Raw genomic sequence first — 22,568 nt, 5'->3', positions numbered from 1 at the left:
AGACAAATAGTTATAACTCCAGCGAAATAACGAGCAAATATAATGGAACAACAAGGTAAATATATCAGTGCCCTCGATATCGGCACATCCAAAGTCATCGCCCTGATTGGCGAAGTACAAGAAGACAACGAAATCCATATCGTCGGACTCGGGCAGGCACCGTCTCGCGGCCTTAAAGCAGGCATGGTAACCAATATCGACGCGACAGCCCAAGCCATTCAGCAGGCAGTCAATGAAGCGGAATTGATGGCAGATACTAAAATCAGCCACGTTACGACCGGTATCGCAGGTAACCATATCCGCAGCTTGAATTCGCAAGGGGTTGTCAAAATCAAAGACGGCGAAGTTTCGCAAGCCGACATTGACCGTGCCATCGAAACCGCCAAAGCTATCAATATCCCGCCGGATCACAACATCCTGCATACCGTGGTGCAAGAGTACATCATCGACAACCAGCCCGGTGTCAAAGAGCCTATCGGTATGAGCGGCGTCCGTCTCGATACCCGCGTGCATATTATTACCGGTGCCAATACCGCCCTGCAAAACATCCAAAAATGTATCCATCGTTGCGGTCTGCAAATGGACCAAATCATGCTTCAGCCTTTGGCGAGCGGTCAGGCTGTTTTGACCGAAGACGAAAAAGATTTGGGCGTGTGCGTCATCGACATCGGCGGCGGTACGACCGATATTGCCGTTTATACCAACGGCGCTATCCGCCATACTGCCGTTATTCCCGTGGCGGGCGATTTAATTACCAAAGACTTGGCACAAGCGCTGCGCACCCCGCACAGCGCTGCCGAATACATCAAAATCCACTATGGCGTCGCGATTCCCGATATGGAAGGCTTAGACGAAATGGTCGAAGTCCCCAGCGTCGGCGACCGCCAGCCCCGTCAGATTTCCCGCCGTGTTTTGGCAAGCGTCATCGGTCCGCGCGTTGAAGAAATTTTGGAGTTGACCCTTAACGAATTGCGCCGTTCCGGCTTCCCTGAAGAAGTCCTCACGTCAGGTATCGTTCTGACTGGTGGCGCGTCTATGCTGACCGGTATCGTTGAACTTGCCGAAGAAGTGTTCGGCCTGCCTGCACGCATCGGCGTACCCCAAGAAATGGGCGGCGTATCCGAACGCATCCGCAATCCGCGCTACTCAACCGCTATCGGTCTTTTGCAGGCGGCAAGAGGCGAGGAAGACGGCGCGCCGGTGACCGGTGCGATTGTGGTTCATGATCAGACTGAAAAAATCAGTCTGTGGGCAAAACTGATGAAATTCGTTAAAGACAATTTCTGATTAATACTGTTATTTTGCTTACAGGGAAACGAGTTGCTGTCGGAATAGTTCCAATTGCGATAATTAAAAACTTGTGTTCTTTCGTTAAAAAATGTAGTAAAAAAATAACGGTAATGGTGAATGAATAAGAAGTATTTTGCCAGCGTCGGAATACTTCTTATATAATACGGATAATATCTAATTTTTGGATCGTCCTCGATGCAGGGCGCCGCAGGAGTCATTTGAATGGAATTTGTTTACGACGTAGCTGAATCAGCCGCAAGCCCTGCGGTCATTAAAGTAATCGGCTTGGGTGGCGGCGGTTGCAACGCTATCAATAACATGATTGCCAACATCATCCAAGGTGTTGAATTTATTAGTGCCAATACTGATGCGCAATCTTTAGGTAAAAATAATGCGGCCAAACGCATCCAATTGGGTACGAACCTGACCCGTGGTTTGGGTGCGGGCGCCAATCCTGAAATCGGCCGTGCTGCGGCACAAGAAGATCGCGAAGCCATCGAAGATGCTATTCGCGGCGCGAATATGTTGTTCATCACCACCGGTATGGGTGGCGGTACCGGTACCGGTGCGGCTCCTGTGGTTGCCGAGATTGCCAAAGAAATGGGTATCCTGACCGTTGCGGTCGTTACCCGTCCGTTCGGCTACGAAGGCAAACGCGTACATATTGCCCAAGAAGGTTTGGAGCAGCTCAAAGGTCAGGTCGATTCATTGATTATCATCCCGAACGACAAACTGATGACTGCATTGGGCGAAGACGTGACCATGCGTGAAGCGTTCCGTGCGGCGGACAACGTCCTGCGCGATGCGGTGGCCGGTATTTCCGAAGTGGTTACCCGTCCCGGTTTCATTAACCTTGACTTCGCCGACGTTAAAAACGTAATGGGCATCAAAGGTATCGCTATGATGGGTTCCGGTTTTGCTCAAGGCATCGACCGCGCCCGTTTGGCAACCGAACAAGCGATTTCCAGCCCGTTGCTGGATAATGTGACTCTGGATGGCGCACGCGGCGTATTGGTGAACATCACTACCGCTCCGGATTGCCTGAAAATGTCCGAATACCGTGAAATCATGAAAGTGGTTAACGAGAATGCGCATCCTGAAGCAGAATGCAAATACGGTACTGCCGAAGACGACAATATGGGCGAAGACGCTATCCGTGTAACCATTATTGCGACCGGTCTGAAAGAAAACGGCAGTGAAAACCAAATGCGTGCGGCAGTCCGTACACAAAAATTGGTTAGCGGAAATGCCGAAGCCGTTCAGTCTGCGCAAGCTGGTAATGTGGATGGCTTGGTTCGTACCAACAGAGGCATCCGCTCAATGAATTTGACTGCCGCGGATTTCAGTAACCAATCTGTTTTGGACGATTTTGAAATTCCGGCTATTTTGCGCCGTCAAAATAATTCGGACAAATAATTCATTCTGTTAAAAAAGCCTGCCATATCGTTGGCAGGTTTTTTTATAGTTTGGAATATTGGAGGCTTTGCCTTTTTATACTTCTAAGTATAGTGGATTAAACTTTAAACCAGTACGGCGTTGCCTCGCCTTGCCGTACTATCTGTACTGTCTTCGGCTTCGTCGCCTTGTCCTGATTTAAATTTAATCCACTATATATTCTCGACTTTCGACCTATTGTCTGCCGAACAGCTGAATGATAGGATTGCGCCGGCAAGTGTAGTGTAACCGCTCAAAATCTGAATAAGCGGCTGATTTCAGACGACATCAATGATGCGCAGAGAGCCGCTGTCTTCGATTTTAGCGATTCGTTATGTTTAACTGCATATCAATGATTATATAAGGAAATACAGTATGAACCGTCGTCAATTCCTAGGTGGTACAGCCGTTTCTTTGGCAGCCGCCGCCTCATTCGCCCGCGCTCACGGAAATCATGACCATAAAGGCCATTCTCACGCTGCTCCTGCTGCGGCGTCCCAAACCTATGAAGCAGCCAGAAAAGCGGCTGCCCACTGTGTTGAAGCAGGTCAAATCTGTCTGGCACACTGCATCCGACTGCTGAGCCAAGGCGATACTTCAATGAAAGACTGCGCAACAGGCGTCAACCAAATGTTGGCATTGTGCGGCGCGCTGCAAAACCTTGCCGCCCAAAACTCTCCGCTGACTCCTTCTTTGGCAAAAGTCTGCGTTGAAGCGTGCAAACAATGTGCCGCCGCGTGCAAACAACACGCAGGCCACCACGCAGAATGCAAACAATGTTATGAGTCTTGCCTTGCCTGCATCAAAGAGTGCGAAAAAATTGCTGCTTAATTGACGCGGTAAATAACCGGCCTGTCTGTGAAACAAGCTTTGTTTTGCAGGCAGGCCGGTTTTTTTGGATGGGATGGTTTTCACAAATTTATTTGAAATGTAAGTATTGCTTGTAGAATGTTGTGTCTTTGCCTACAAAATATTGCCATAAATTTAAAACTTCCCCCGCCGGCGAAAATCGTTATGTTTAGGATTATTAAGTTCTGTAACGCGCCCCGTTTTAAAATGAAGACAGCAGGTTGCAAGATTCACGCCTTAACCATTCCAATGGTCTTAAAATTCCTGCCAAACACATGATTTTCACGCTTCTTTACAGACGTTTTCTTGATAAGGTCGTCTGAAAATTGCCCGACACCTTGATAAGCTTTACAATGCAAGTAATTAAAATACATCCCGCCCTATCTTCCCCTTCATGAGTTCCGTACCCTTCATCGAAATGAAAGACGTTGCCTTCGCGTATGGCGACCGTCCTATTCTGAACAATATCAATTTCAGCATTCCCCAAGGAAACTTCGCCGCCGTGATGGGCGGTTCGGGCAGCGGAAAAACCACGCTGATGCGGCTGATTACGGGTCAGATTCATCCGCAATCGGGTAAGGTTTTGATTGAAGGACGTGATTTGGCGGGCTTTTCGGCTGACGAACTGTATGAACACCGCCGCCGCATGGGCGTGTTGTTCCAACACGGCGCGCTGTTTACCGATTTGTCTGTGTTCGACAATATCGCTTTTCCGATGCGTGAACTGACGCGCCTGCCGGAAGCGGTTATCCGCGATTTGGTTTTGTTGAAATTGAACGCGGTCGGTCTGCGCGGCGTGGAAAACCTGATGCCGTCCGAACTCTCCGGCGGGATGTCGCGCCGCGTCGCGCTTGCCCGCACGATTGCGCTCGACCCTGAAATCATGTTGTACGACGAGCCGTTTACCGGTCTCGATCCGATTTCCCTGGGCGTGATTGCCCACTTGATCAGCCGCGTCAACAAAGCTTTGCGTTCGACCAGCATTATGGTGACGCACGACATTGAAAAATCTTTGGAAATCGTCGATCAGGTGATTTTCTTGGCGCACGGCGAAATCATGTTCTCCGGCTCGCCGCAGGAAATGCGCGAACTGGATTCGCCTTGGGTGCGCCAGTTTGTCGGCGGGCTGGCAGACGGCCCCGTCGCATACCGCTATCCGGCACAAACGTCGTTGCAGCAAGATTTGCTTGGGTAGTTTTCAGACGACCTCGGTTTACAGACGTCGTCTGAGATGTTTGAACCGTTGTTGCCTGAAGCCGAAATTATTTTTCAGACGACCCACCATCATCCTAAAAGGTCGTCTGAAACCCGTTAATCCGTAATGGAAACCTATGAATTTTATCCGTTCCGTCGGGGCGAAAACCCTCGGCTTTATTCAATCTCTCGGCAGTATTACGCTGTTTCTGCTGAACATTCTGGCGAAATCCGGTACGGCTTTCGTCCGTCCGCGCCTGAGCGTGCGCCAAGTGTATTTTGCCGGCGTGCTGTCGGTGTTGATTGTTGCCGTTTCAGGGCTCTTTGTCGGCATGGTTTTGGGTTTGCAGGGCTATACGCAGTTGTCGAAATTCAAATCCGCCGATATTTTGGGCTATATGGTTGCGGCTTCGCTGTTGCGTGAACTGGGTCCCGTATTGGCGGCGATTCTGTTTGCCAGCAGCGCGGGCGGTGCGATGACCAGCGAAATCGGTTTGATGAAAACGACCGAACAGCTCGAAGCGATGAACGTGATGGCGGTAAACCCTGTCGCCCGCGTGGTTGCCCCGCGCTTTTGGGCGGGCGTGTTTTCCATGCCGCTGTTGGCTTCGATTTTCAACGTCGCGGGCATTTACGGCGCGTATTTGGTCGGCGTAACCTGGCTGGGCTTGGACAGCGGCATTTTTTGGTCGCAAATGCAGAACAACATCACGATACACTACGATGTAATCAACGGTCTGATCAAATCCGCCGCGTTCGGCGTGGCGGTAACGCTGATTGCCGTGCATCAGGGCTTCCACTGCGTACCGACCTCGGAAGGCATTTTGCGCGCCAGTACACGCACGGTGGTTTCGTCCGCCCTGACGATTTTGGCGATTGACTTTGTGTTGACCGCATTGATGTTTACGGAATGACAGGTCGTCTGAAAACGAAACAAAGAACATTGGATATTCAAGGAACTTTAATGAAAAAGAATGTATTGGAATTTTGGGTCGGACTGTTTGTCCTGCTCGGCGTGGCAGCGGTCGGTTTTCTCGCTTTCCGCGTGGCGGGCGGCGCGGCGTTCGGCAATTCCGGCAAGACTTATACCGTATATGCCGATTTCAGCGACATCGGCGGTTTGAAGGCCAACGCGCCGATCAAATCCGCAGGCGTATTGGTCGGACGCGTCGGCTCCATCGAGCTTGACCCGAAATCCTATCAGGCGAAAGTCCGTCTCGATTTGGACAGAAAATATCAGTTCAGCAGCGACGTTTCCGCGCAAATCCTGACCTCCGGCCTGTTGGGCGAACAATATATCGGACTGCAACAAGGCGGCGACACTGAACCCCTCGCTGCGGGCGATACCATTTCCGTTACCAGCTCCGCCATGGTTCTGGAAAACCTGATCGGTAAATTCATGACCAGCTTCGCCGAGAAAAACGCGGCAGGCGGCGACAATGCGGCAAAAGCCACCGAATAAACGTACACCATCATATTCATACTTTAGGACACTTAATCATGAAAAAAACCTCTTTCATCAGCGCACTAAGCATCGGCATCTTGAGCATCAGCATGGCGGTTGCCGCCCCTGCCGACGCAGTGAACCAAATCCGTCAAAACGCCACTCAAGTATTGAGCATCTTAAAAAACGGCGATGCCAACACCGCCCGCCAAAAAGCCGAAGCCTATGCGATTCCCTATTTCGATTTCCAACGCATGACCGCGCTGGCAGTCGGCAACCCTTGGCGCACCGCGTCTGACGCGCAAAAACAAGCATTAACCAAAGAATTTCAAACCCTGCTGATCCGCACCTACTCCGGTACCATGTTGAAATTCAAAAACGCCAACGTCAACGTCAAAGACAACCCCGTTGTCAATAAAGGCGGCAAAGAAATCATCGTCCGCGCCGAAGTTACCCCCCCAGGTCAAAAACCCGTCAACATGGACTTCACCACCTACCAAAGCGGCAACAAATACCGTGCCTACAACGTCGCCATCGAAGGCGCGAGCTTGGTAACCGTGTACCGCAACCAATTCGGCGAAACCATCAAAGCCAAAGGCGTAGACGGACTGATTGCCGAGCTGAAAGCCAAAAACGGCAGCAAATAATGCAAAAACAAGCCATGCCATCCGTTTTCAGACGACATGGCTTTCGCACACAACAACCTTCAGGTTTTATCATCCAAGATTAAGTTGACAAGACAGCCATGCAAACCGAACTTCGCGACGGCACGCTGCACATCAGCGGCGACATCACCGTCAAAACCTTGACCGCCGCCGCCTTTACCCGCTTCAGACAGCAATGTCGTCTGAAAGACACCCGTGCGGTCGATTTGAGCGGCGTCGGACGCGCCGATTCCGCCTGCGTGTCCCTGCTGCTTGACGCACTGCGCCGCCCGGACGGAAAAATCAGCCTGCAAGGCATACCCGAATCCGTGCGCACCCTGTCCGAGCTTTACGAAATCGAAGACTGGTTGAACCCATGAAAAAAACCACCGCTTCACTCCTACTCCTCATCGGCATGGCCTCAACCCCCGCATTTGCCGAAACCAATCCCGCCGACCCCTACGAAGGCTACAACCGCGCCGTCTTCAAATTCAACGACAAGGCCGACCAATACGTTCTCGCCCCCGTCGCACGCGGCTACCGCAAAATCACGCCCAAACCCGTCCGCACCGGCGTGATCAACTTCTTCAACAACCTGCGCGACGTCGTCAGCTTCGGCAGCAACGTTCTGCGCCTTGACGTCAAACGCGCCAGCGAAGACCTCGTCCGCGTCGGCATTAACACCACCTTCGGACTCGGCGGCCTGATTGACGTCGCAGGGGCAGGCGGCGTTCCCGACAACAAAAACACCCTCGGCGACACCTTCGCCACATGGGGCTGGAAAAACAGCAACTACTTCGTTGTCCCCCTGTTCGGCCCATCTACCGTACGCGATACCATTGGCAACGCCGTTACCACCGTCTACCCAGTTAAAAACGCCGTCTTCCACACCAGAGCAGGACGCTGGGGCACAATCGGCCTGCAGGCCATCAACACCCGTGAAGAACTGCTCGACCTGACCGACAGCCTCGAAGGCGCAGCCATCGACAAATACAGCTACACACGCGACCTTTACATGAAAGTCCGCACCCAACAAACCGGCGGCACGCTCCCTCAAAGCGAAGACGACAACATCGACATCGACGACTTGGTGGACAGCGATGCGCCCGCGGCAACCGATTTTGCCGAACCGTTCCCGCAATCCGCTGCCGAATTTGAGCCGATTCCTGCCGAATAATCTCCATAAGGTCGTCTGAAAACCTTTCAGACGACCTCAATCTATTTTCCTGTAACGATGATGAACCATTCCCCACTGATCGCCATCAGCGTCGGCGAAGCATCCGGCGACCTGCTCGGCGCGCACCTTATCCGTGCCATCAAACAACGCCGCCCCGATGCGAAATTTATCGGCATTGGCGGTGAACGCATGAAGGCGGAAGGGTTTGAGAGCCTGTACGACCAGGAAAAACTGGCGGTGCGCGGCTTTGTCGAAGTGGTCAAACGCCTGCCCGAAATCCTGAAAATCCGCAAAGGGCTGGTGAACGACCTTATCCGCATCAAGCCTGATGTCTTTGTCGGCATCGACGCGCCCGATTTCAATCTGGGCGTGGCGGAAAAACTCAAAAAGGCGGGCATCCCCACCGTTCATTATGTCAGCCCGTCGGTGTGGGCGTGGCGGCGCGAACGGGTGAACAAAATCGTGCATCAGGTCAACCGCGTGCTGTGTTTGTTTCCGATGGAGCCGCAGCTTTACCTTGATGCGGGCGGCAAAGCCGAGTTTGTCGGTCATCCGATGGCGCAAACCATGCCGCTGGACGACGACCATGCCGCCGCGCGCGCCAAGTTGGGCGTGGCCGCCGAAACTGTCGTGTTCGCCTTGCTGCCGGGCAGCCGTGTCAGCGAAATCGACTATATGGCTCCTTTGTTTTTTCAGACGGCCTTATTGCTGCTCAAACGCTATCCGCAGGCGCAATTCCTGCTTCCCGCCGCCACCGCCGCCACCCGCAGGCGCATCGGTGAAATTCTGGCGCAGCCTGAATTTTCCGCCATTCCCGTTACCATCACCGACAAACAGTCCGATACCGTCTGCACCGCCGCCGATGTCGTGTTGGTAACCAGCGGCACCGCCACCCTCGAAGTCGCCTTGTGCAAACGGCCTATGGTCATCAGCTACAAAATTTCGCCGCTGACCTATTTTTATGTGAAACGCAAAGTCAAAGTGCCGCATGTCGGCCTGCCCAATATCCTGTTGGACAAAGCCGCCGTGCCGGAACTTTTGCAACACGATGCCGAGCCGGAAAAACTCGCCGCCGCCGTTGCCTATTGGTACGACCACCCCGAAGCCGCCGCCGCGCTGAAACAGGATTTTCGCGAACTGCATTTGCTGCTGCGCAAGGATACCGATGCGTTGGCGGCTGAAGCCGTATTGTCCGAAGCAGGCTTTTAGCGAAACCCGCTGCACTCGTTTTCACTTCGTTGAAGCTACGCTTTCAGACGGCCTCTGATACTTATTGCCTGATAAAGAGCATGTCCGACCTGCGGGCTGAATCTGATGGTTTTGCAGTAAATTCAAATCAGAAAACCACGCGCCGTCATTCCCGCACAGGCGGGAATTCAAAAATTTGAAATGACGACAATCTTTAAATAGTTCTGAAAAGTTGAGGACTGGATTCCTGACTGTGCGGGAATGACGGCGGGCGATAGGTGCCGTATCAAAAATGAAGTGAATCGGCCATATGGCTTTTCGGGCATGAATGTCTGACCGAAACTGACAGGCCCATTTTTGTAGCGTGGGCTTTGCCCGCGAAAACGTTTCACAGCATAAAAATAGGGCAGGGCGGACTTTGGTTCCATGCAAAACTGTCGCTGCTCCCGTACAGATAAAAATAATGGCAGTAAACCCGACATTATTTTATAGTGGATTAAACTTTAAACCAGTACGGCGTTGCCTCGCCTTACCGTACTATCTGTACTGTCTGCGGCTTCGTCGCCTTGTCCTGATTTAAATTTAATCCACTATATTTGAACCCGCCATATCATTCAAAAGGTCGTCTGAAATCCTTTTCAGACGACCTCTCCCGTTAACCGAACCGTATCACTGAAACGCTATGTCTCCCATCCTCCTTGCAGGCGTGGACGAAGCAGGACGCGGGCCGCTGGTCGGCAGCGTGTTTGCCGCCGCCGTCATCCTGCCCGAACGTTACGACCTGCACGGCCTGACCGATTCGAAAAAACTCAGCGAGAAGAAGCGCGATGCTTTGGCGGTGTTGATCAAAGAACAAGCCGTTTCGTGGAGTGTCGCCTCCGCGTCGCCCGAAGAAATCGCTGAACTCAACATCCTGCACGCTACCATGCTGGCGATGACCCGCGCTGTCCAGGGTTTGGCGGTCGTGCCGGATAAGGTATTGATAGACGGCAACCGCGTTCCGAAAGATTTGGGCATTTCCGCCGAAGCCGTCGTCAAGGGCGACAGCAAAATCATCGAAATCTCCGCCGCCTCCGTCCTCGCCAAAACCGCGCGCGATGCCGAAATGTACGCGCTTGCCGAACGTTATCCGCAATACGGTTTCGACAAACACAAAGGCTATGGCACGGCGCAACACCTCGCCGCCCTGCAAAAATACGGCGTGCTGCCCGAACACCGCCGCGATTTCGCACCCGTGAAGGCGTTGCTGGCGCAGGGTAGGTTGTTTGAGTGAGGCAGAATGGATTAAAGGTCGTCTGAAACGTTTCAGACGACCTTTTCTTTACATCCCGTTACAAAGCCGTGTATGCTTCGCGTTTAGACGGATGTGAAACAAATATCAACGGCCAAACAGATTTTGATGTTTGTGTGTTACTTTATTTCACTGTCCTCCTAATCAATAATTTTATCAACCGATACCGCACATACTATTTATGGACACTATTGCACGAATCAGCCGCTTTGTCGGCAAAACCTTCTCATTTTGGGCGGCATTGTGCGCCGCCGTTGCTTTCTTCGACCCCGAATTGTTCAAATGGGTACTGCCTTACATCACTTGGCTTTTGGGCATCATTATGTTCGGCATGGGGCTGACGCTGATGCCGTCAGATTTCAAAATTGTAGCCAGTCATCCCAAAGCCGTCCTTATCGGCGTGGCGGCGCAATTCATTATCATGCCGCTGACTGCCTATTTTTTGGTCAAGTTGTTAAATTTGCCTGCTGAAGTTGCCGTGGGCGTGATTTTGGTCGGCTGCTGTCCGGGTGGTACGGCCTCCAATGTGATGACTTTTTTGGCGCGCGGCAACGTTGCCTTGTCCGTCGCAGTTACATCGGCTTCCACCTTGCTGGCTCCGCTGCTGACGCCTGCTATTTTCCTGCTTTTGGCAGGTGAAATGCTCGACATCAATGCGCAGGCGATGTTTGTTTCCATTGTTCAAATGGTGTTGCTGCCCATCGCGCTCGGCGTGGTTGCACATACTGTGTTCCGCAAACAGACCGAACGCGCTACCGCTGCCTTGCCTTTGGTTTCTGTGATTGCCATTGTGTTGATTATCGGTGCGGTCGTCGGCGCGAGCAAAGGTAAAATTATTGAGAGCGGGCTGTTGATTTTCGGTGTCGTGGTATTGCACAACGGCATCGGCTACCTGCTCGGCTTCTTTGCAGCCAAAATCTGCAAGCTGCCGTACGATGCGCAAAAAACGCTCGCTATCGAAGTAGGTATGCAGAATTCCGGTTTGGGTGCGGCATTGGCGGCCGCGCATTTTGCCGCTGCCCCTGTCGTCGCCGTACCTAGCGCGCTGTTCAGCGTGTGGCACAACATTTCCGGCTCGCTGCTTGCATCTTATTGGTCGGCGAAAGCAGATAAAGAATCGAAAGCGGAATTATCCGATTAAAAGAGTTCGGCAAAAGACAAAAGGTCGTCTGAAAACTTTTTCAGACGACCTTTTATTATTGCCGGATGGAAATCAACGGCGGCTTATCTTCAATGTTCGCACTGCCATTGCTCCAATATTGCCCTGAGTTCCTGCGGGTTGCCATATCCGTTGTCTGCTGCCGCCTGAAGGTAATCGTAGGCGGCGGGAACATTCATGGCGGTACCTTGTCCGTGGTAGAGGAGGAATGCCGAATAATATTGCGCTTCAGGATGGTTTTGTTCCGCCGCTATGCCGAACCAGTACGCCGCCGAACCGGCATCGGCAGGAATGCCCAGACCGTGATAATAGATTTTGCCCAAACCGGCTGCTGCATCGGCATGATTGCAGACGGCGGCTTCCAGATAAAGCTGTCGTGCGCGCGCGTAGTCTTTTTTTTGTCCGATGCCGTCAAGGCAGGCGGCGGCAGAGCGGCAAAGCTGCTCGGTTTCCTGACGCTGCAAGGCTTCGGATTTGAGTTTTTCGTAATGTTCGGGTTGGTGCAGGGCGGCCTCGCTGAGCAGCTTCTGTACGGCGGCCATGCTGCCCAATGCGGCGGCGTGGCGGTAGTATTGTTGCGCGGCGGATAAGTCGGGGCGTATGCCCAGTCCGTAGCGGCAGAGGTCGCCCATCAGGCATAACGCGTCCGGAAACTGCCTGTCTGCGGCGGTTCTGGCGTATTTGAATGCCTGTAACGGGTCGCGGTCGGTCAGCTTGCCGGTCAGATATTGCCGTGCCAGGGCGGTTTGTGCCGCCGCATTGCCCTGAACGGCGGCAAGCCTGTACCAAGACAGGGCGTCTTGGTTTCCTTTTGCAGCCAATAAATCTGCCAGCAGGATTTGTGCTTCGACCCAGCCGTGTTCGGCGGCATATTCCAAATAGACTTCTGCCTGCGCAGAATCGGCAGAAACGCCGCAGCCGTAAAGGAAGGATTTCCCTAATTGCAGGCATGCCTGCGACCAGCCCTGGGAGGCTGCCTGGTTGTACCAATTTAGCGCCTTTTCCCAATTATCCGCCAGGGCATACTGCCGCGCGATAAGGTATTGCGCTTCAGGGGATTGCGGGGCGGCGCATTGTGCCCAATAGAGAAATTGCAGGTCGTTGCGTTCTGCGTAATAACGCATCAGTGCGGTTTGCGCCGCTGAGAACCCGCGTTCGCCGAAATCTGCGTAGGCAGCCAGCAGTTTGTCGGCAGCCAGCCCGAAACGGTCGCTCCAGTGCAGCAACCTGTATGCCGTATCCGGAAACCCTCCGGATGCGATGTATTCTACGCCTGATAATGCCCTGCGGTTTTCCTTGCCGCCAAGCAGCATGCCGCACATACGGTATACTGCTTTTTCGTCCCCGTCTTCCATGATTTGCCGCAAAGGCAAAAAGTCCCGAAGATTGCCCTCGAAAGGGGGTTCTGTCGGGACGATATCTTGCAGCGATAATCGTTTGGGAATGATGGTCATGGCATCGGAATAGGCATTTTGAGTAGTGTATTATACTGTTTTCTGTAATTGTGTGTCAGCGTTTGTTCAGAATCTTGAAATGTGGAACCGGCATTTTTGTCGGTTTGCCGCATTGATACGGTAGCATTTGGCAGGAGATGCGTAGATTTCGGGAGGGTGTATGACTGACGTAAGCGCGCTACACAGACTTTCAAAATGTAAAAAGGTCGTCTGAAAGAATGGGTTTAAGGCTTTCAGACGACCTTTTTGTATTGTTGCTTGTATTGGCAAGGATTTAAGGCAGTTTCAAGAAGTTTTCGCGGTAGTAGCGCATTTCCTCGATGCTTTCGAGAATGTCGTCCAAAGCCTGATGCGAACCGCGTTTTATCACGCCTTTGGCAACGGGCGGATTCCAACGTTTAGCGAGTTCTTTCAGGGTGGATACGTCCAGATTGCGGTAGTGGAAATACGCTTCGAGGCGCGGCATGTATTTGACCATGAAGCGGCGGTCTTGATGGATAGAATTGCCGCACATAGGCGTGGCTTTTTCGGGAATCCATTGCGCGATAAAGTCCAGCAGTTTCTGCTCCACTTCCGCTTCGGTGAGTTGCGATTCGCGCACGCGCCGGGTTAATCCTGTACGACCGTGGGTGGCGGTGTTCCATTCGTCCATGCCGTCGAGCAGTTCGTCGCTTTGGTGGACGACATAAACTTCGGACTGCGCCAAGACGTTCAAATCGGAGTCGGTAATAATCATGGCGACTTCGATAATGCGCTCGCGTTCGGGGTCAAGCCCGGTCATTTCCATATCGAGCCAGCAGAGGTTGCTTGCGTTTTGAGTCATTTCAGACGACCTTTTCCGTTGAAAACAATGGGCGGCATTATAAGGGATTTGACGTGCAAAGGTCGTCTCAAAAGGTTTCAGATGACCTTCGTTTTCCGTCAGGACGACAGGTTATCTCTTGTTTTCTATACCGAAACCGCCCCAGTTTGCTATAATGCCCAGTTTCATCAAACCGCAATACCACACTTTAAAGGACAAAAAATGGGTTTTCTGCAAGGTAAAAAAATCCTGATCACCGGCATGATTTCCGAGCGTTCCATCGCTTACGGCATTGCCAAAGCCTGCCGCGAACAAGGCGCGGATTTGGCGTTTACCTACGTTGTCGACAAACTGGAAGAGCGCGTCCGCAAAATGGCCGCCGAATTGGGTTCCGAACTCGTATTCCGCTGCGACGTTGCCAGCGACGACGAAATCAACCAAGTTTTCGTTGACTTGGGCAAACATTGGGACGGCCTCGACGGTTTGGTGCACGCCATCGCGTTTGCCCCGAAAGAAGCTTTGAGCGGCGACTTCCTCGACAGCATCAGCCGCGAAGCGTTTAACACCGCACACGAAATTTCCGCATACAGCCTGCCCGCATTGGCAAAAGCCGCCCGTCCGATGATGCGCGGCAGAAACTCCGCCATCGTCGCCCTGAGCTACTTGGGCGCGGTTCGTGCCATTCCGAACTACAACGTCATGGGCATGGCAAAGCCAGCCTCGAAGCAGGCATCCGCTTTACCGCCGCCTGCTTGGGCAAAGAAGGCATCCGCTGCAACGGCATTTCCGCCGGCCCGATCAAAACCCTCGCTGCTTCCGGCATTGCCGATTTCAGCAAACTCTTGGGACACGTCGCTTCCCACAACCCGCTCGGCCGCAACGTAACCATCGATGAAGTGGGCAACACTGCCGCCTTTCTGCTCTCCGAACTTTCTTCAGGCATTACCGGCGAAATCACTTACGTTGACGGCGGTTACAGCATCAACGCCCTGAACGACGAAGAGGCGTAATGATTTGTAATATTTCGTAGAAAAAGACAACTTATTACGCAAAAATCCGTCTGAATAAGTGGTGTAAAAAAGTTACACTTCTATTTCAGACGGTTCTTTTTTCATATAAAAGGCGGCATATTTCGGGAATTTTGTCATAAAAACAAATTTTAACTTTTATAAAATTTGTTTAACGAATAACACGATACCATGCCTGCCGGTTTGGAAAAGTCCGTCCGTCGCTTCGGATGCGCTTTTTTAAAAATTTCACTCTATTATCCACAAACATACAGGAGGACATTTATGTCTATTGCTTCAGAATTCAAACAGTTTATTATGCGCGGCAACGTTATCGACTTGGCAGTCGGTATGGTCGTCGGTACTGCGTTCAGCGGCATCGTTAAATCTTTGGTTGACGACGTAATCATGCCCCCTATCGGTCTGTTGATCGGCGGCGTTGACTTCTCCAACCTGTTCATTACCCTGAAAGACGGCGCTCAAGCTGCTCCGGAAGGCGGCTATGCCAGCTTGGCAGCAGCCCAGGCAGCTGGTGCCGTTACCCTGAACCTCGGCCTGTTCATTAACTCCGTTATCAGCTTCCTGATCATTGCTGCTGCGATTTTTGCCGTTATCAAAGCGTTGAACTCCATGAAAAAAGCCGAAGCACCTGCCGAAGAAGCACCTGCAGAGCCTAGCGAAGAAGTATTGCTGTTGCGCGAAATCCGCGACTCTTTGAACAAAAAATAATCTAATCTTTTGAAGATTTGAAATAAAAGGTCGTCTGAAGCCTAATATGCCGTTTCAGACGACCTTTTTTGTATCTGTTTGCCTTTGATTTTAAAGCAGGCGATAAGGTCCGGACTTATGGGAAACACACGTTACGGGCTTGTTTCTCCTAAAGCCTGCACCCTATCAATTAAAGAAAAGTCGTCTGAAACCTTCCAAATCGGTTTCAGACGACCTTTGCTTAATTAATATTAAGCGTTGATGTTTATTGCAGACGCTTGGCTTCGTCTAGGACGGCGTTGACGACATCGGCACCGAAGAGGGCGTTGACATCGGTTTCGTCGAAGACGTATTTGGCATGGCAGAAATCGCAGTCGATTTGGATGCTGCCTTGTTCTGCGACCACGCCGCCGACTTCTTCGCCGCCCAGCATAAGCAGCATATCGCTGACTTTTCCGCGCGAACAGGTGCAGGCGAATTCGATATTTTCGGGGTCGAAGACGCGCGGAGGGGTTTCGTGGAAGAGACGGTAGAGGACGTGTTGTGCGTCCAGCCCGGTCAGTTCTTCGGGAGTCAGGGTTTGAGCCAGCGTGCCGACGTGTTCCCATGATGCCGCGTCAGGTTCTGTCTCAGGCAGGCGTTGCACCAAAAGTCCGCCGCAGGCATCGTCCGATGAGGCAAGGACGATTTGGGTATCGAGCTGTTCGGAGCGTTTGGTGTAGTTGATAAGCATTTGGGCGATGCTGCCGCCTTCGAGCGGGACGACACCCTGCCAAGGTTCTGCGTCTTTGGGCTGAAGGGTGAGAACGAAGACGCTGTTGCCGCCGAGAAGGTCGGTCAGGCTTTCATCGTCGTTGATGTCGGCGGTTTCGTCCCAACGTGCGGTGGCGCGGACGGTTTGGTCGGAAGTGGCTTCGACGACGAGCATTTTCAGACGACCTTGCCCTTGAACTTGGACGATGAGCGTGCCGTCGGTTTTGAGGTTGCCGGACAGGAGCGCGCCTGCGGCAAGGAGTTCGCCCAAGGCGCGGCGGATGGCGGCGGGATAGTGTTTTTGTCCGACGATGTGTTTCCATACGTTTTCAAGGCGGACGTGCAGACCGCGCACGGGCATATCGTCGAAGATGAAACGGGTGCGGATGTCGGCGTGGTTGATCTGGGTTTGCGGCATAAATTCCTCTGTTATATCTGGATGACGGATTGACGGCTATATGGTTGCGTCCGCAGGGAAATCAAGGTCGTCTGAAAACGTTTTGGCGAATCCTGCGCCCTTGGTTTTCAGACGACCTGTTTGTTTTTGAGCTGATTGATTATCTGAGTAAACGTGCAGCTAGTGCTTCCCCGACCGCCACACCGACCAGATAATCCACAGGCTGTTGGCGAAGGCGATAAGGTAGCCGACGAAGCCGATAAACTTGGGGCAGGTGTCTATACTCATGACGATGGACGAACCGATAATCAGGGCGGCGGTAACGATGCCCATGGTCAGGCGGTTGGCGGCGCTGTCGATTTGATGGCTGATGCGGTCTGACTGCTTGAGGTCTAGGGTGATGCCGAATTTGCCTTTTTGCAGCATTCTGGTCAGCCTGAAGAAGTCTTGCGGCAGCGACTCCGCCATTTGCAACAGGGTGCGCAGTTGCGTTTTGGCGTTGCGGGCGATGTGGGCGGCGGAGGCTTGTTCTTTGACGGCGGCTTCGGTGATGGGTTTGGCGCGTTCGAGCAGTTCGATACTGCCGTCGAGCCGTTTGACGACGCCTTCGAGGGTGATGAGGGTTTTGAAGAGCATCACGAGGTCGCCGGGCAGGGTCAGCCCGTGGCGGCGCATGATGGAGGTGATGTCGTTGATGACTTGGCTGACGCGCAGGTCGCGGATGGGCGTGTGTTCGTAGTTGAGCAGCATTTCCAAGACGTCTGCGCCGAGCAGGTTTTCGTCGGGCAAATCGCCCTGCGCCCAGTCGCTGAGGACGTATTGGATGAGCAGCGCGTCGTTGTTGGTCAGGGCGTTGATGAGGTTGAGGATTTCGCGGCGGCGTGTGTTGCCGAGGTGTCCGACCAGCCCGAAGTCGATGAAGGTGATGCCGCCGTTGTCGTTGATGAAGATGTTGCCGGGATGGGGGTCGGCATGGAAAAAGCCTTGCCGCAGCATCATGGTGAAGAGGGTGTCGGTAATCCGTCCGGCAAGCGCGCTGCGCAAGGTATGGGGCATGGTTTCAAGGTCGGCGTCTTTCAGCAGCGTGCCGCCGATGTAGTCTTGTACGAGGATGTGCCGGTTGGAAATGTCGGGATAGACGGCGGGGATGCGGACCAAAGGGTCGTCTGAAAAGGTCTGACCGAAGCGCTGCATATAGCGCAGCTCCACCGATAAATCGGTTTCTTTCGCCAGACTCTTGGCAAAATAGGCGACCATCAATACCGGCTGGTAACGGCGCACTTCGGGGATTTCGGATTCCATCAGTCTGGCGAGGTGGTTCAAAATCCGCAAATCCGCCTGAATGATCGGCTCGATGTCGGGGCGTTTGACTTTGACGGCGACGGCGGTTCCGTCTAAAAGTTCGGCGCGGTGTACCTGCGCTACCGATGCGCTGCCGGCGGGTTTCGGGTCTATGCTGCGGAACACTTCGGAAACGGGTTTGCCCAGATAGGCTTCGACCAAAGTATAGATTTCAGACGACGGTATCGGCGCGACGTTGCTTTGCAGTTGTTCGAACTCTTCAATCCACTCCGCACCGAAAATATCGACCCGCGTGGACAATACCTGACCGAGCTTGACGAAGGTCGGACCCAGCTCCTCAAACGCTTTGCGGAAGCGTCGCGGCGTACTCATATAACGGCTGTCGGGATGCACTTCGTCCCCGCTCGCCGCGCCCAAACGGATACGCTGAACAAAGCCGCCCAAGCCGTATTTCGTCAGTACGGTAATAATTTCGCGCATTCTGGAAAAGTCGCGCATAGCGAGCAGAGTGGGTATCATCATCAGTTGAGTGTCTTCGCAAATTTTTTTATAAACAACGCTTTAACGCAATATAACAGACGCTTTTTTGCCAAACATCCTGTTTTTTATATACAATCGCCTGCATATCCCAGATACAGAATAACATAATAGCAGGCGGCAGACAGGTCGTCTGAAAATGGAATCAGTCAAACATGAAAGCCTTATCCAGGCTGGCGGCACTATTGGTTTCGGCCTGTATGCTGTCCGGCATTCATTTTGCAAACGCCGACGAACTGGACGTGTTCGTTAAAAACAGGCAGCAGGTTTTAAACCAATTTGAAGATGCAAAACAGCCTGCCCCCGCACAGGCTCCGCAGATAAATTTCCAACCCGCGCGCGCGGCAACTCCCGTTGTACATTCCATTCCTTCAGCTTCGGCCGCACCCGTCCGTGTATCGAGAAGTTCGGATAGTGCCGACGAACTCATCGGCAGCGCGATGGGGCTTTTGGGTGTTGCCTACCGTTACGGCGGTACATCAGCATCTACCGGTTTCGATTGCAGCGGCTTTATGCAGCATATCTTCAGACGCTCAATGGGGCTGAACCTCCCGCGCACTTCCGCCGAACAGGCAAAAATGGGTGTCGGCATATCCCGCGGCGAATTACAGCCGGGCGATATGGTATTTTTCCGCACGATGGGACGCGGCAGGATTTCCCATGTCGGACTCTACATCGGCAACGACCGTTTCATCCACGCTCCGCGTACCGGCAAACGCATTGAAATCACCAGCCTCAGCAACAAATACTGGAACGCCAAATACGCCTTTGCACGCCGCGTGAAGAAAAATGATCCGTCCCGTTTTCTCAATTAAGTCTAGGAAAGCACCAACGTGAGTATGCCTGAAATGCCCAAATGGTATGATGACGACGGGCAAATCGTATCCTGCACCGAAAAAGTAAAAGTCATGACCGAGAACATGACCGAGCTTTATCAGGCGGCGCAAGACGCATTTGAAGATGCGCTTCTGATGGGATGCAGTGAAAAACAGTTGCGCGAATACCTGCAAGCCTTGATTGAAGGTGTGGAAAACCCATACCGGAAAGCTTAGTCGAAATTATCCCGTACGACGGTATGGCTTTTGCCATGCCGTTTTTTATGGACGTTTAAACAGCAAGGTCGTCTGAAAGCTGCCAATATGCTTTCAGACGACCTTTTTTTGCTTGCCCAAATTGGAGCCTGTGTCGTGTAATGCAAGGAAACTCTATGATATTTATCAAGATTATGCCAATGCTGGAACTGTAAAGTTTTTTCAGTTTGTCAACAGTCTGCTAGAATAGCGCGTTTTGGCGTTGGGTATTATCCCGATGTCGTCTGAAAACAGCTTTGCGGCACTTTGACAGGTTTATCCCTTCAGAGAGCCGTATCTAGAAAGGCTTTTTATGGATAACTTTACCGAATCGCTGCACCAATTGGTTCAGAAAATCAATGATCCGATGTGGACAGGGCTGGTGTATGTCCTGTTGGGGGCAGGGCTGTTTTTCACAGTTGCCACCGGTTTCGTACAATTCCGCCTGCTCGGACGCAGTATCAAAGAGATGCTCGGCGGCCGCCAACAAGGCGATGATCCGCATGGTATTACGCCGTTTCAGGCTTTCGTCACCGGACTTGCTAGCCGCGTGGGCGTGGGCAACATCGCGGGCGTGGCGATTGCCATCAGCAGCGGCGGTCCGGGCGCGGTATTTTGGATGTGGATCACCGCATTGATCGGTATGAGTTCGGCGTTTGTCGAATCTTCACTGGCGCAGTTGTTCAAAATCCGCGATTACGACAACCATCATTTCCGCGGCGGTCCCGCTTACTATATTACCCAAGGTTTGGGTCAGAAATGGTTGGGCATCGTATTTGCATTGAGCCTGATTTTCTGCTTCGGATTCGTTTATGAAGCCGTTCAAACCAACACCATCGCCGTAACCGCCAAAGCCGCGTGGGGCTGGGACGAACATGCGGTCGGCGTCGCATTGGTCATCATGACTGCACCGATTATTTTCGGCGGTATCCGCCGTGTTTCCCGCTTTGCCGAAATGCTTGTTCCGCTGATGGCGACTTTGTATCTGCTGATGGCACTCTACATCATCATTACCAACATCAGCCTGATTCCTCACGTCTTCGGTCAGATTTTTGACAGCGCGTTCAACTTTGAAGCAGCCGGCGGCGGCCTGCTCGGCGGCTTGATTTCGCAAACCATGATGATCGGTATCAAACGCGGCCTGTATTCCAATGAAGCAGGTCAAGGTTCTGCGCCTAACGCCGCCGCGGCAGCCGAAGTCAAACACCCTGTTTCCCAAGGTATGATTCAAATGCTGGGCGTATTCGTCGATACGATTATCGTATGTTCCTGCACGGCGTTTATCGTTTTGGTTTACCAACAACCTTACGGCGATTTGAGCGGCGCAGAGCTGACCCAAGCGGCGATTATCAGCCAAGTCGGCGCATGGGGCGCGGATTTCTTGGCAATCATTCTGTTTATGTTTGCCTTCTCTACCGTCATCGGCAACTATGCCTATGCCGAATCAAACGTTCAGTTCATCAAAAGCCATTGGCTGCTGACCGCCTTGTTCCGTATGATGGTATTGGGCTGGGTATATTTCGGCGCAGTCGCCAACGTGCCGCTGGTTTGGGATATGGCGGATATGGCGATGGGTACGATGGCATGGATCAACCTGGTCGCCATCTTGCTCCTCTCTCCGCTTGCCTTCCTGTTGTTGAGGGACTACACGTCGAAACTGAAAATGGGCAAAGACCCCGTCTTCAAACTTTCCGAACATCCGGGCTTGAAACGCAAAATCAAATCCGATATTTGGTAAATCAAAAAACCGCCCTGTAATGGGGCGGTTTTTTATAGCGGACTGAAATGGCAAAACGCCTGCGCTTATGCTTCCGCATACATACAAAGGTCGTCTGAAAGCCCTGTTTCGGGTTTTCAGACGACCTTTGCAATATTCAGACTCAACGTTCGGAAGGCTCAAACCTTCTTCAAAACCACCATATGCCGTTCTGCATCCAAGCCGGGGACGTGGAGGGCTTCGACGCGTTCGACGGCGACGGTGTCGGGGAGTTTGGCGATTTCTTCTTCGGGGTACACGCCTTTCATGGCGACCCAGCGGCCGCCGTCTTTCAGCAGGTGTGCCGTCCAGTTGACGAAGTCGGCGAGTTCGGCGAAGGCGCGGCTGGTGATGATGTCGGCTTGTAAGTCTTGAACGGCTTCGACGCGGCCGCTGACGACGCGGACGTTACTTAGTCCGAGTTCGATGACGGCTTGTTGCAGGAAGGCGGTTTTTTTGGTGTTGGCGTCCAGAAGGGTGATGTTGAGGTCGGGGCGGCAGATGGCGGCGGGAATGCCGGGCTGTCCGCCGCCGGAGCCGACATCCAGCATAGTGTGCGCGCCTTGGAGGTAGGGGAGCAGGGTCAGGCTGTCGAGCAGGTGGTGGCTGACCATTTGCGCTTCGTCGCGCAGGGCGGTGAGGTTGTAGGTCTTGTTCCACTTTTTGAGCAGGCCGGTATAGGCGAGCAGCAGGGTTTGCTGTTCTGCGGATAGGTCCAAACCTAATGCCTGTATGCCTGATTGGAGTTGCTGTGTCGGGGTCATGGTGTTTGTCCGTGTTTGTGTCGGGCGTTATGGTAGCGGAAAAAAAGGTCGTCTGAAAGGCGTGGGCGGGCGGGGATAAGGTTGTCGGGACGGCGAGTTGTAGCGTGGGCTATGCCCGCGAAACTTGCCGCCTAACAATCCGAATTCGTCCGTTATTTTTGCACTCATGTCGCGGGCAAAGCCCACGCTACGGGTTTCAGACGACCTTTAGGTGTTTTCGAGGAGCGGTTGGTATTTAATTTTTTGAGCGAGTTGTAGCGTGGGCTATGCCCACGAAATTTGTGGTCTGGCAATCCGAATCCGTCCGTTGTTTTTGCGCTCATGTCGCGGGCAAAGCCCACGCTACGG

The 22,568-nt window shown here is 52.8% G+C and carries 22 protein-coding genes and 3 pseudogenes; 17 read left to right on the top strand and 8 right to left on the bottom strand.

Annotated elements, in window-relative coordinates; all coding sequences use genetic code 11:
* Nucleotides 1–42 precede the first annotated feature (42 nt).
* Together ftsA and ftsZ are read left to right on the top strand one after the other, a co-directional pair.
* The gene (gene ftsA, locus HMPREF2907_RS10345; RefSeq protein WP_003742837.1) at nt 43–1,287 is read left to right on the top strand and encodes a cell division protein FtsA; all 1,245 of its coding nucleotides are present in this window, start codon (nt 43–45) and stop codon (nt 1,285–1,287) included.
* A gap of 225 nt (nt 1,288–1,512) precedes the next feature.
* Nucleotides 1,513–2,706 carry a cell division protein FtsZ gene (gene ftsZ, locus HMPREF2907_RS10340; RefSeq protein WP_070682621.1) on the top strand — a complete coding sequence of 398 codons (1,194 nt, stop codon included), beginning with the start codon at nt 1,513–1,515 and terminating at the stop codon, nt 2,704–2,706.
* 84 nt (nt 2,707–2,790) lie between these two features.
* Here ftsZ and HMPREF2907_RS13350 read toward each other — a convergent pair.
* A pseudogene (locus tag HMPREF2907_RS13350) lies at nt 2,791–2,902 on the bottom strand (IS5/IS1182 family transposase); the annotation flags it as partial.
* A gap of 197 nt (nt 2,903–3,099) precedes the next feature.
* Between HMPREF2907_RS13350 and HMPREF2907_RS10335 the strand changes: the two are divergent.
* The 8 genes from HMPREF2907_RS10335 to lpxB all read left to right on the top strand — a co-directional run bounded on the left by HMPREF2907_RS10335 (nt 3,100) and on the right by lpxB (nt 9,241).
* The gene (locus tag HMPREF2907_RS10335) at nt 3,100–3,555 is read left to right on the top strand and encodes a four-helix bundle copper-binding protein (protein ID WP_070682620.1); all 456 of its coding nucleotides are present in this window, start codon (nt 3,100–3,102) and stop codon (nt 3,553–3,555) included.
* Nucleotides 3,556–3,967: 412 nt separating this feature from the next.
* Nucleotides 3,968–4,768 (top strand): ABC transporter ATP-binding protein, encoded by an 801-nt coding sequence (locus HMPREF2907_RS10325; protein WP_003779745.1) that lies wholly within the window; start codon nt 3,968–3,970, stop codon nt 4,766–4,768.
* A gap of 136 nt (nt 4,769–4,904) precedes the next feature.
* A complete protein-coding gene (gene mlaE, locus HMPREF2907_RS10320) occupies nt 4,905–5,681 on the top strand; it encodes a lipid asymmetry maintenance ABC transporter permease subunit MlaE (protein WP_003742846.1) in 777 nt (258 codons plus the stop codon).
* A gap of 50 nt (nt 5,682–5,731) precedes the next feature.
* Complete coding sequence (mlaD, locus tag HMPREF2907_RS10315; protein ID WP_070682619.1) at nt 5,732–6,229, top strand: outer membrane lipid asymmetry maintenance protein MlaD; 498 nt, start codon at nt 5,732–5,734, stop codon at nt 6,227–6,229.
* Between the two features lie 38 nt (nt 6,230–6,267).
* On the top strand, nt 6,268–6,858 hold the full coding sequence (locus HMPREF2907_RS10310; protein ID WP_070682618.1) for an MlaC/ttg2D family ABC transporter substrate-binding protein: 591 nt from the start codon (nt 6,268–6,270) through the stop codon (nt 6,856–6,858).
* A 98-nt stretch (nt 6,859–6,956) separates the two neighbouring features.
* Entirely contained in the window at nt 6,957–7,235 is a 279-nt protein-coding gene (locus HMPREF2907_RS10305) for an STAS domain-containing protein (protein ID WP_070682617.1), read from the top strand.
* Complete coding sequence (locus HMPREF2907_RS10300; protein WP_070682616.1) at nt 7,232–8,032, top strand: MlaA family lipoprotein; 801 nt, start codon at nt 7,232–7,234, stop codon at nt 8,030–8,032. The genes HMPREF2907_RS10305 and HMPREF2907_RS10300 overlap by 4 nt, the downstream gene beginning before the upstream one ends.
* Nucleotides 8,033–8,092: 60 nt before the next feature.
* Nucleotides 8,093–9,241 carry a lipid-A-disaccharide synthase gene (lpxB, locus tag HMPREF2907_RS10295; protein ID WP_455018933.1) on the top strand — a complete coding sequence of 383 codons (1,149 nt, stop codon included), beginning with the start codon at nt 8,093–8,095 and terminating at the stop codon, nt 9,239–9,241.
* 511 nt (nt 9,242–9,752) lie between these two features.
* Here the strand turns inward: lpxB and HMPREF2907_RS13345 are convergent.
* Nucleotides 9,753–9,818, bottom strand: a pseudogene (locus tag HMPREF2907_RS13345) (transposase); the annotation flags it as partial.
* Between the two features lie 84 nt (nt 9,819–9,902).
* On the opposite strand from HMPREF2907_RS13345, the gene rnhB reads away from it, so the two are divergent.
* Nucleotides 9,903–10,493: a ribonuclease HII gene (gene rnhB / locus HMPREF2907_RS10290; RefSeq protein ID WP_070682614.1), complete on the top strand. Its 591-nt coding sequence runs from the start codon at nt 9,903–9,905 to the stop codon at nt 10,491–10,493.
* A 199-nt stretch (nt 10,494–10,692) separates the two neighbouring features.
* Nucleotides 10,693–11,652: a bile acid:sodium symporter family protein gene (locus HMPREF2907_RS10285; RefSeq protein ID WP_070682613.1), complete on the top strand. Its 960-nt coding sequence runs from the start codon at nt 10,693–10,695 to the stop codon at nt 11,650–11,652.
* 89 nt (nt 11,653–11,741) lie between these two features.
* Here the strand turns inward: HMPREF2907_RS10285 and HMPREF2907_RS10280 are convergent, their stop codons facing one another.
* Nucleotides 11,742–13,025, bottom strand: a complete 1,284-nt coding sequence (locus tag HMPREF2907_RS10280; protein ID WP_318259119.1) for a tetratricopeptide repeat protein — start codon at nt 13,023–13,025, stop codon at nt 11,742–11,744.
* A gap of 373 nt (nt 13,026–13,398) precedes the next feature.
* Nucleotides 13,399–13,947 (bottom strand): oligoribonuclease, encoded by a 549-nt coding sequence (gene orn / locus HMPREF2907_RS10275; protein ID WP_070656341.1) that lies wholly within the window; start codon nt 13,945–13,947, stop codon nt 13,399–13,401.
* A gap of 201 nt (nt 13,948–14,148) precedes the next feature.
* Between orn and fabI the strand changes: the two are divergent.
* Nucleotides 14,149–14,936: pseudogene (fabI, locus tag HMPREF2907_RS10270) on the top strand (enoyl-ACP reductase FabI).
* A gap of 282 nt (nt 14,937–15,218) precedes the next feature.
* Nucleotides 15,219–15,662, top strand: a complete 444-nt coding sequence (gene mscL / locus HMPREF2907_RS10265) for a large conductance mechanosensitive channel protein MscL (protein ID WP_045075311.1) — start codon at nt 15,219–15,221, stop codon at nt 15,660–15,662.
* 244 nt (nt 15,663–15,906) lie between these two features.
* Here mscL and hslO read toward each other — a convergent pair whose 3' ends face one another.
* Complete coding sequence (gene hslO, locus HMPREF2907_RS10260; protein ID WP_070682611.1) at nt 15,907–16,812, bottom strand: Hsp33 family molecular chaperone HslO; 906 nt, start codon at nt 16,810–16,812, stop codon at nt 15,907–15,909.
* 159 nt (nt 16,813–16,971) lie between these two features.
* The gene (locus HMPREF2907_RS10255) at nt 16,972–18,615 is read right to left on the bottom strand and encodes an ABC1 kinase family protein (RefSeq protein ID WP_070682610.1); all 1,644 of its coding nucleotides are present in this window, start codon (nt 18,613–18,615) and stop codon (nt 16,972–16,974) included.
* A 170-nt stretch (nt 18,616–18,785) separates the two neighbouring features.
* Between HMPREF2907_RS10255 and HMPREF2907_RS10250 the strand changes: the two genes are divergently transcribed.
* From HMPREF2907_RS10250 to HMPREF2907_RS10240, 3 genes are all read left to right on the top strand, one after another.
* A complete protein-coding gene (locus HMPREF2907_RS10250) occupies nt 18,786–19,445 on the top strand; it encodes a C40 family peptidase (protein ID WP_070682609.1) in 660 nt (219 codons plus the stop codon).
* An 18-nt stretch (nt 19,446–19,463) separates the two neighbouring features.
* Entirely contained in the window at nt 19,464–19,682 is a 219-nt protein-coding gene (locus tag HMPREF2907_RS10245) for a hypothetical protein (protein WP_029609416.1), read from the top strand.
* Between the two features lie 331 nt (nt 19,683–20,013).
* On the top strand, nt 20,014–21,438 hold the full coding sequence (locus HMPREF2907_RS10240; RefSeq protein ID WP_070682608.1) for an alanine/glycine:cation symporter family protein: 1,425 nt from the start codon (nt 20,014–20,016) through the stop codon (nt 21,436–21,438).
* 158 nt (nt 21,439–21,596) lie between these two features.
* On the opposite strand, the gene rsmG is transcribed toward HMPREF2907_RS10240, so the two are convergent.
* Both rsmG and HMPREF2907_RS13340 read right to left on the bottom strand, forming a co-directional pair.
* Nucleotides 21,597–22,220: a 16S rRNA (guanine(527)-N(7))-methyltransferase RsmG gene (gene rsmG / locus HMPREF2907_RS10235; RefSeq protein ID WP_003759807.1), complete on the bottom strand. Its 624-nt coding sequence runs from the start codon at nt 22,218–22,220 to the stop codon at nt 21,597–21,599.
* Nucleotides 22,221–22,384: 164 nt separating this feature from the next.
* A partial coding sequence (locus tag HMPREF2907_RS13340; protein ID WP_210388604.1) for a hypothetical protein occupies nt 22,385–22,568 on the bottom strand: 184 nt, incomplete at its 5' end.

The organism is Neisseria sp. HMSC055H02, assembly GCF_001813335.1.
GTDB classification, from domain to species: Bacteria; Pseudomonadota; Gammaproteobacteria; order Burkholderiales; family Neisseriaceae; genus Neisseria; species Neisseria sicca_C.
The sequence above is the reverse complement of the archived record's forward strand: the minus strand, read 5'-3'. Positions and strand labels throughout refer to the sequence as shown.

Excerpts from the sequence above, each read along its gene's own strand:
- ftsA (WP_003742837.1), top strand. The coding sequence starts at position 43 with ATGGAACAACAAGGTAAATATATCAGTGCCCTCGATATCGGCACATCC.
- ftsZ (WP_070682621.1), top strand. The coding sequence starts at position 1,513 with ATGGAATTTGTTTACGACGTAGCTGAATCAGCCGCAAGCCCTGCGGTC.
- HMPREF2907_RS10335 (WP_070682620.1), top strand. The coding sequence starts at position 3,100 with ATGAACCGTCGTCAATTCCTAGGTGGTACAGCCGTTTCTTTGGCAGCC.
- HMPREF2907_RS10325 (WP_003779745.1), top strand. The coding sequence starts at position 3,968 with ATGAGTTCCGTACCCTTCATCGAAATGAAAGACGTTGCCTTCGCGTAT.
- mlaE (WP_003742846.1), top strand. The coding sequence starts at position 4,905 with ATGAATTTTATCCGTTCCGTCGGGGCGAAAACCCTCGGCTTTATTCAA.
- mlaD (WP_070682619.1), top strand. The coding sequence starts at position 5,732 with ATGAAAAAGAATGTATTGGAATTTTGGGTCGGACTGTTTGTCCTGCTC.
- HMPREF2907_RS10310 (WP_070682618.1), top strand. The coding sequence starts at position 6,268 with ATGAAAAAAACCTCTTTCATCAGCGCACTAAGCATCGGCATCTTGAGC.
- HMPREF2907_RS10305 (WP_070682617.1), top strand. The coding sequence starts at position 6,957 with ATGCAAACCGAACTTCGCGACGGCACGCTGCACATCAGCGGCGACATC.
- HMPREF2907_RS10300 (WP_070682616.1), top strand. The coding sequence starts at position 7,232 with ATGAAAAAAACCACCGCTTCACTCCTACTCCTCATCGGCATGGCCTCA.
- lpxB (WP_455018933.1), top strand. The coding sequence starts at position 8,093 with ATGAACCATTCCCCACTGATCGCCATCAGCGTCGGCGAAGCATCCGGC.
- rnhB (WP_070682614.1), top strand. The coding sequence starts at position 9,903 with ATGTCTCCCATCCTCCTTGCAGGCGTGGACGAAGCAGGACGCGGGCCG.
- HMPREF2907_RS10285 (WP_070682613.1), top strand. The coding sequence starts at position 10,693 with ATGGACACTATTGCACGAATCAGCCGCTTTGTCGGCAAAACCTTCTCA.
- HMPREF2907_RS10280 (WP_318259119.1), bottom strand. The coding sequence starts at position 13,025 with ATGGAAGACGGGGACGAAAAAGCAGTATACCGTATGTGCGGCATGCTG.
- orn (WP_070656341.1), bottom strand. The coding sequence starts at position 13,947 with ATGACTCAAAACGCAAGCAACCTCTGCTGGCTCGATATGGAAATGACC.
- mscL (WP_045075311.1), top strand. The coding sequence starts at position 15,219 with ATGTCTATTGCTTCAGAATTCAAACAGTTTATTATGCGCGGCAACGTT.
- hslO (WP_070682611.1), bottom strand. The coding sequence starts at position 16,812 with ATGCCGCAAACCCAGATCAACCACGCCGACATCCGCACCCGTTTCATC.
- HMPREF2907_RS10255 (WP_070682610.1), bottom strand. The coding sequence starts at position 18,615 with ATGATGATACCCACTCTGCTCGCTATGCGCGACTTTTCCAGAATGCGC.
- HMPREF2907_RS10250 (WP_070682609.1), top strand. The coding sequence starts at position 18,786 with ATGAAAGCCTTATCCAGGCTGGCGGCACTATTGGTTTCGGCCTGTATG.
- HMPREF2907_RS10240 (WP_070682608.1), top strand. The coding sequence starts at position 20,014 with ATGGATAACTTTACCGAATCGCTGCACCAATTGGTTCAGAAAATCAAT.
- rsmG (WP_003759807.1), bottom strand. The coding sequence starts at position 22,220 with ATGACCCCGACACAGCAACTCCAATCAGGCATACAGGCATTAGGTTTG.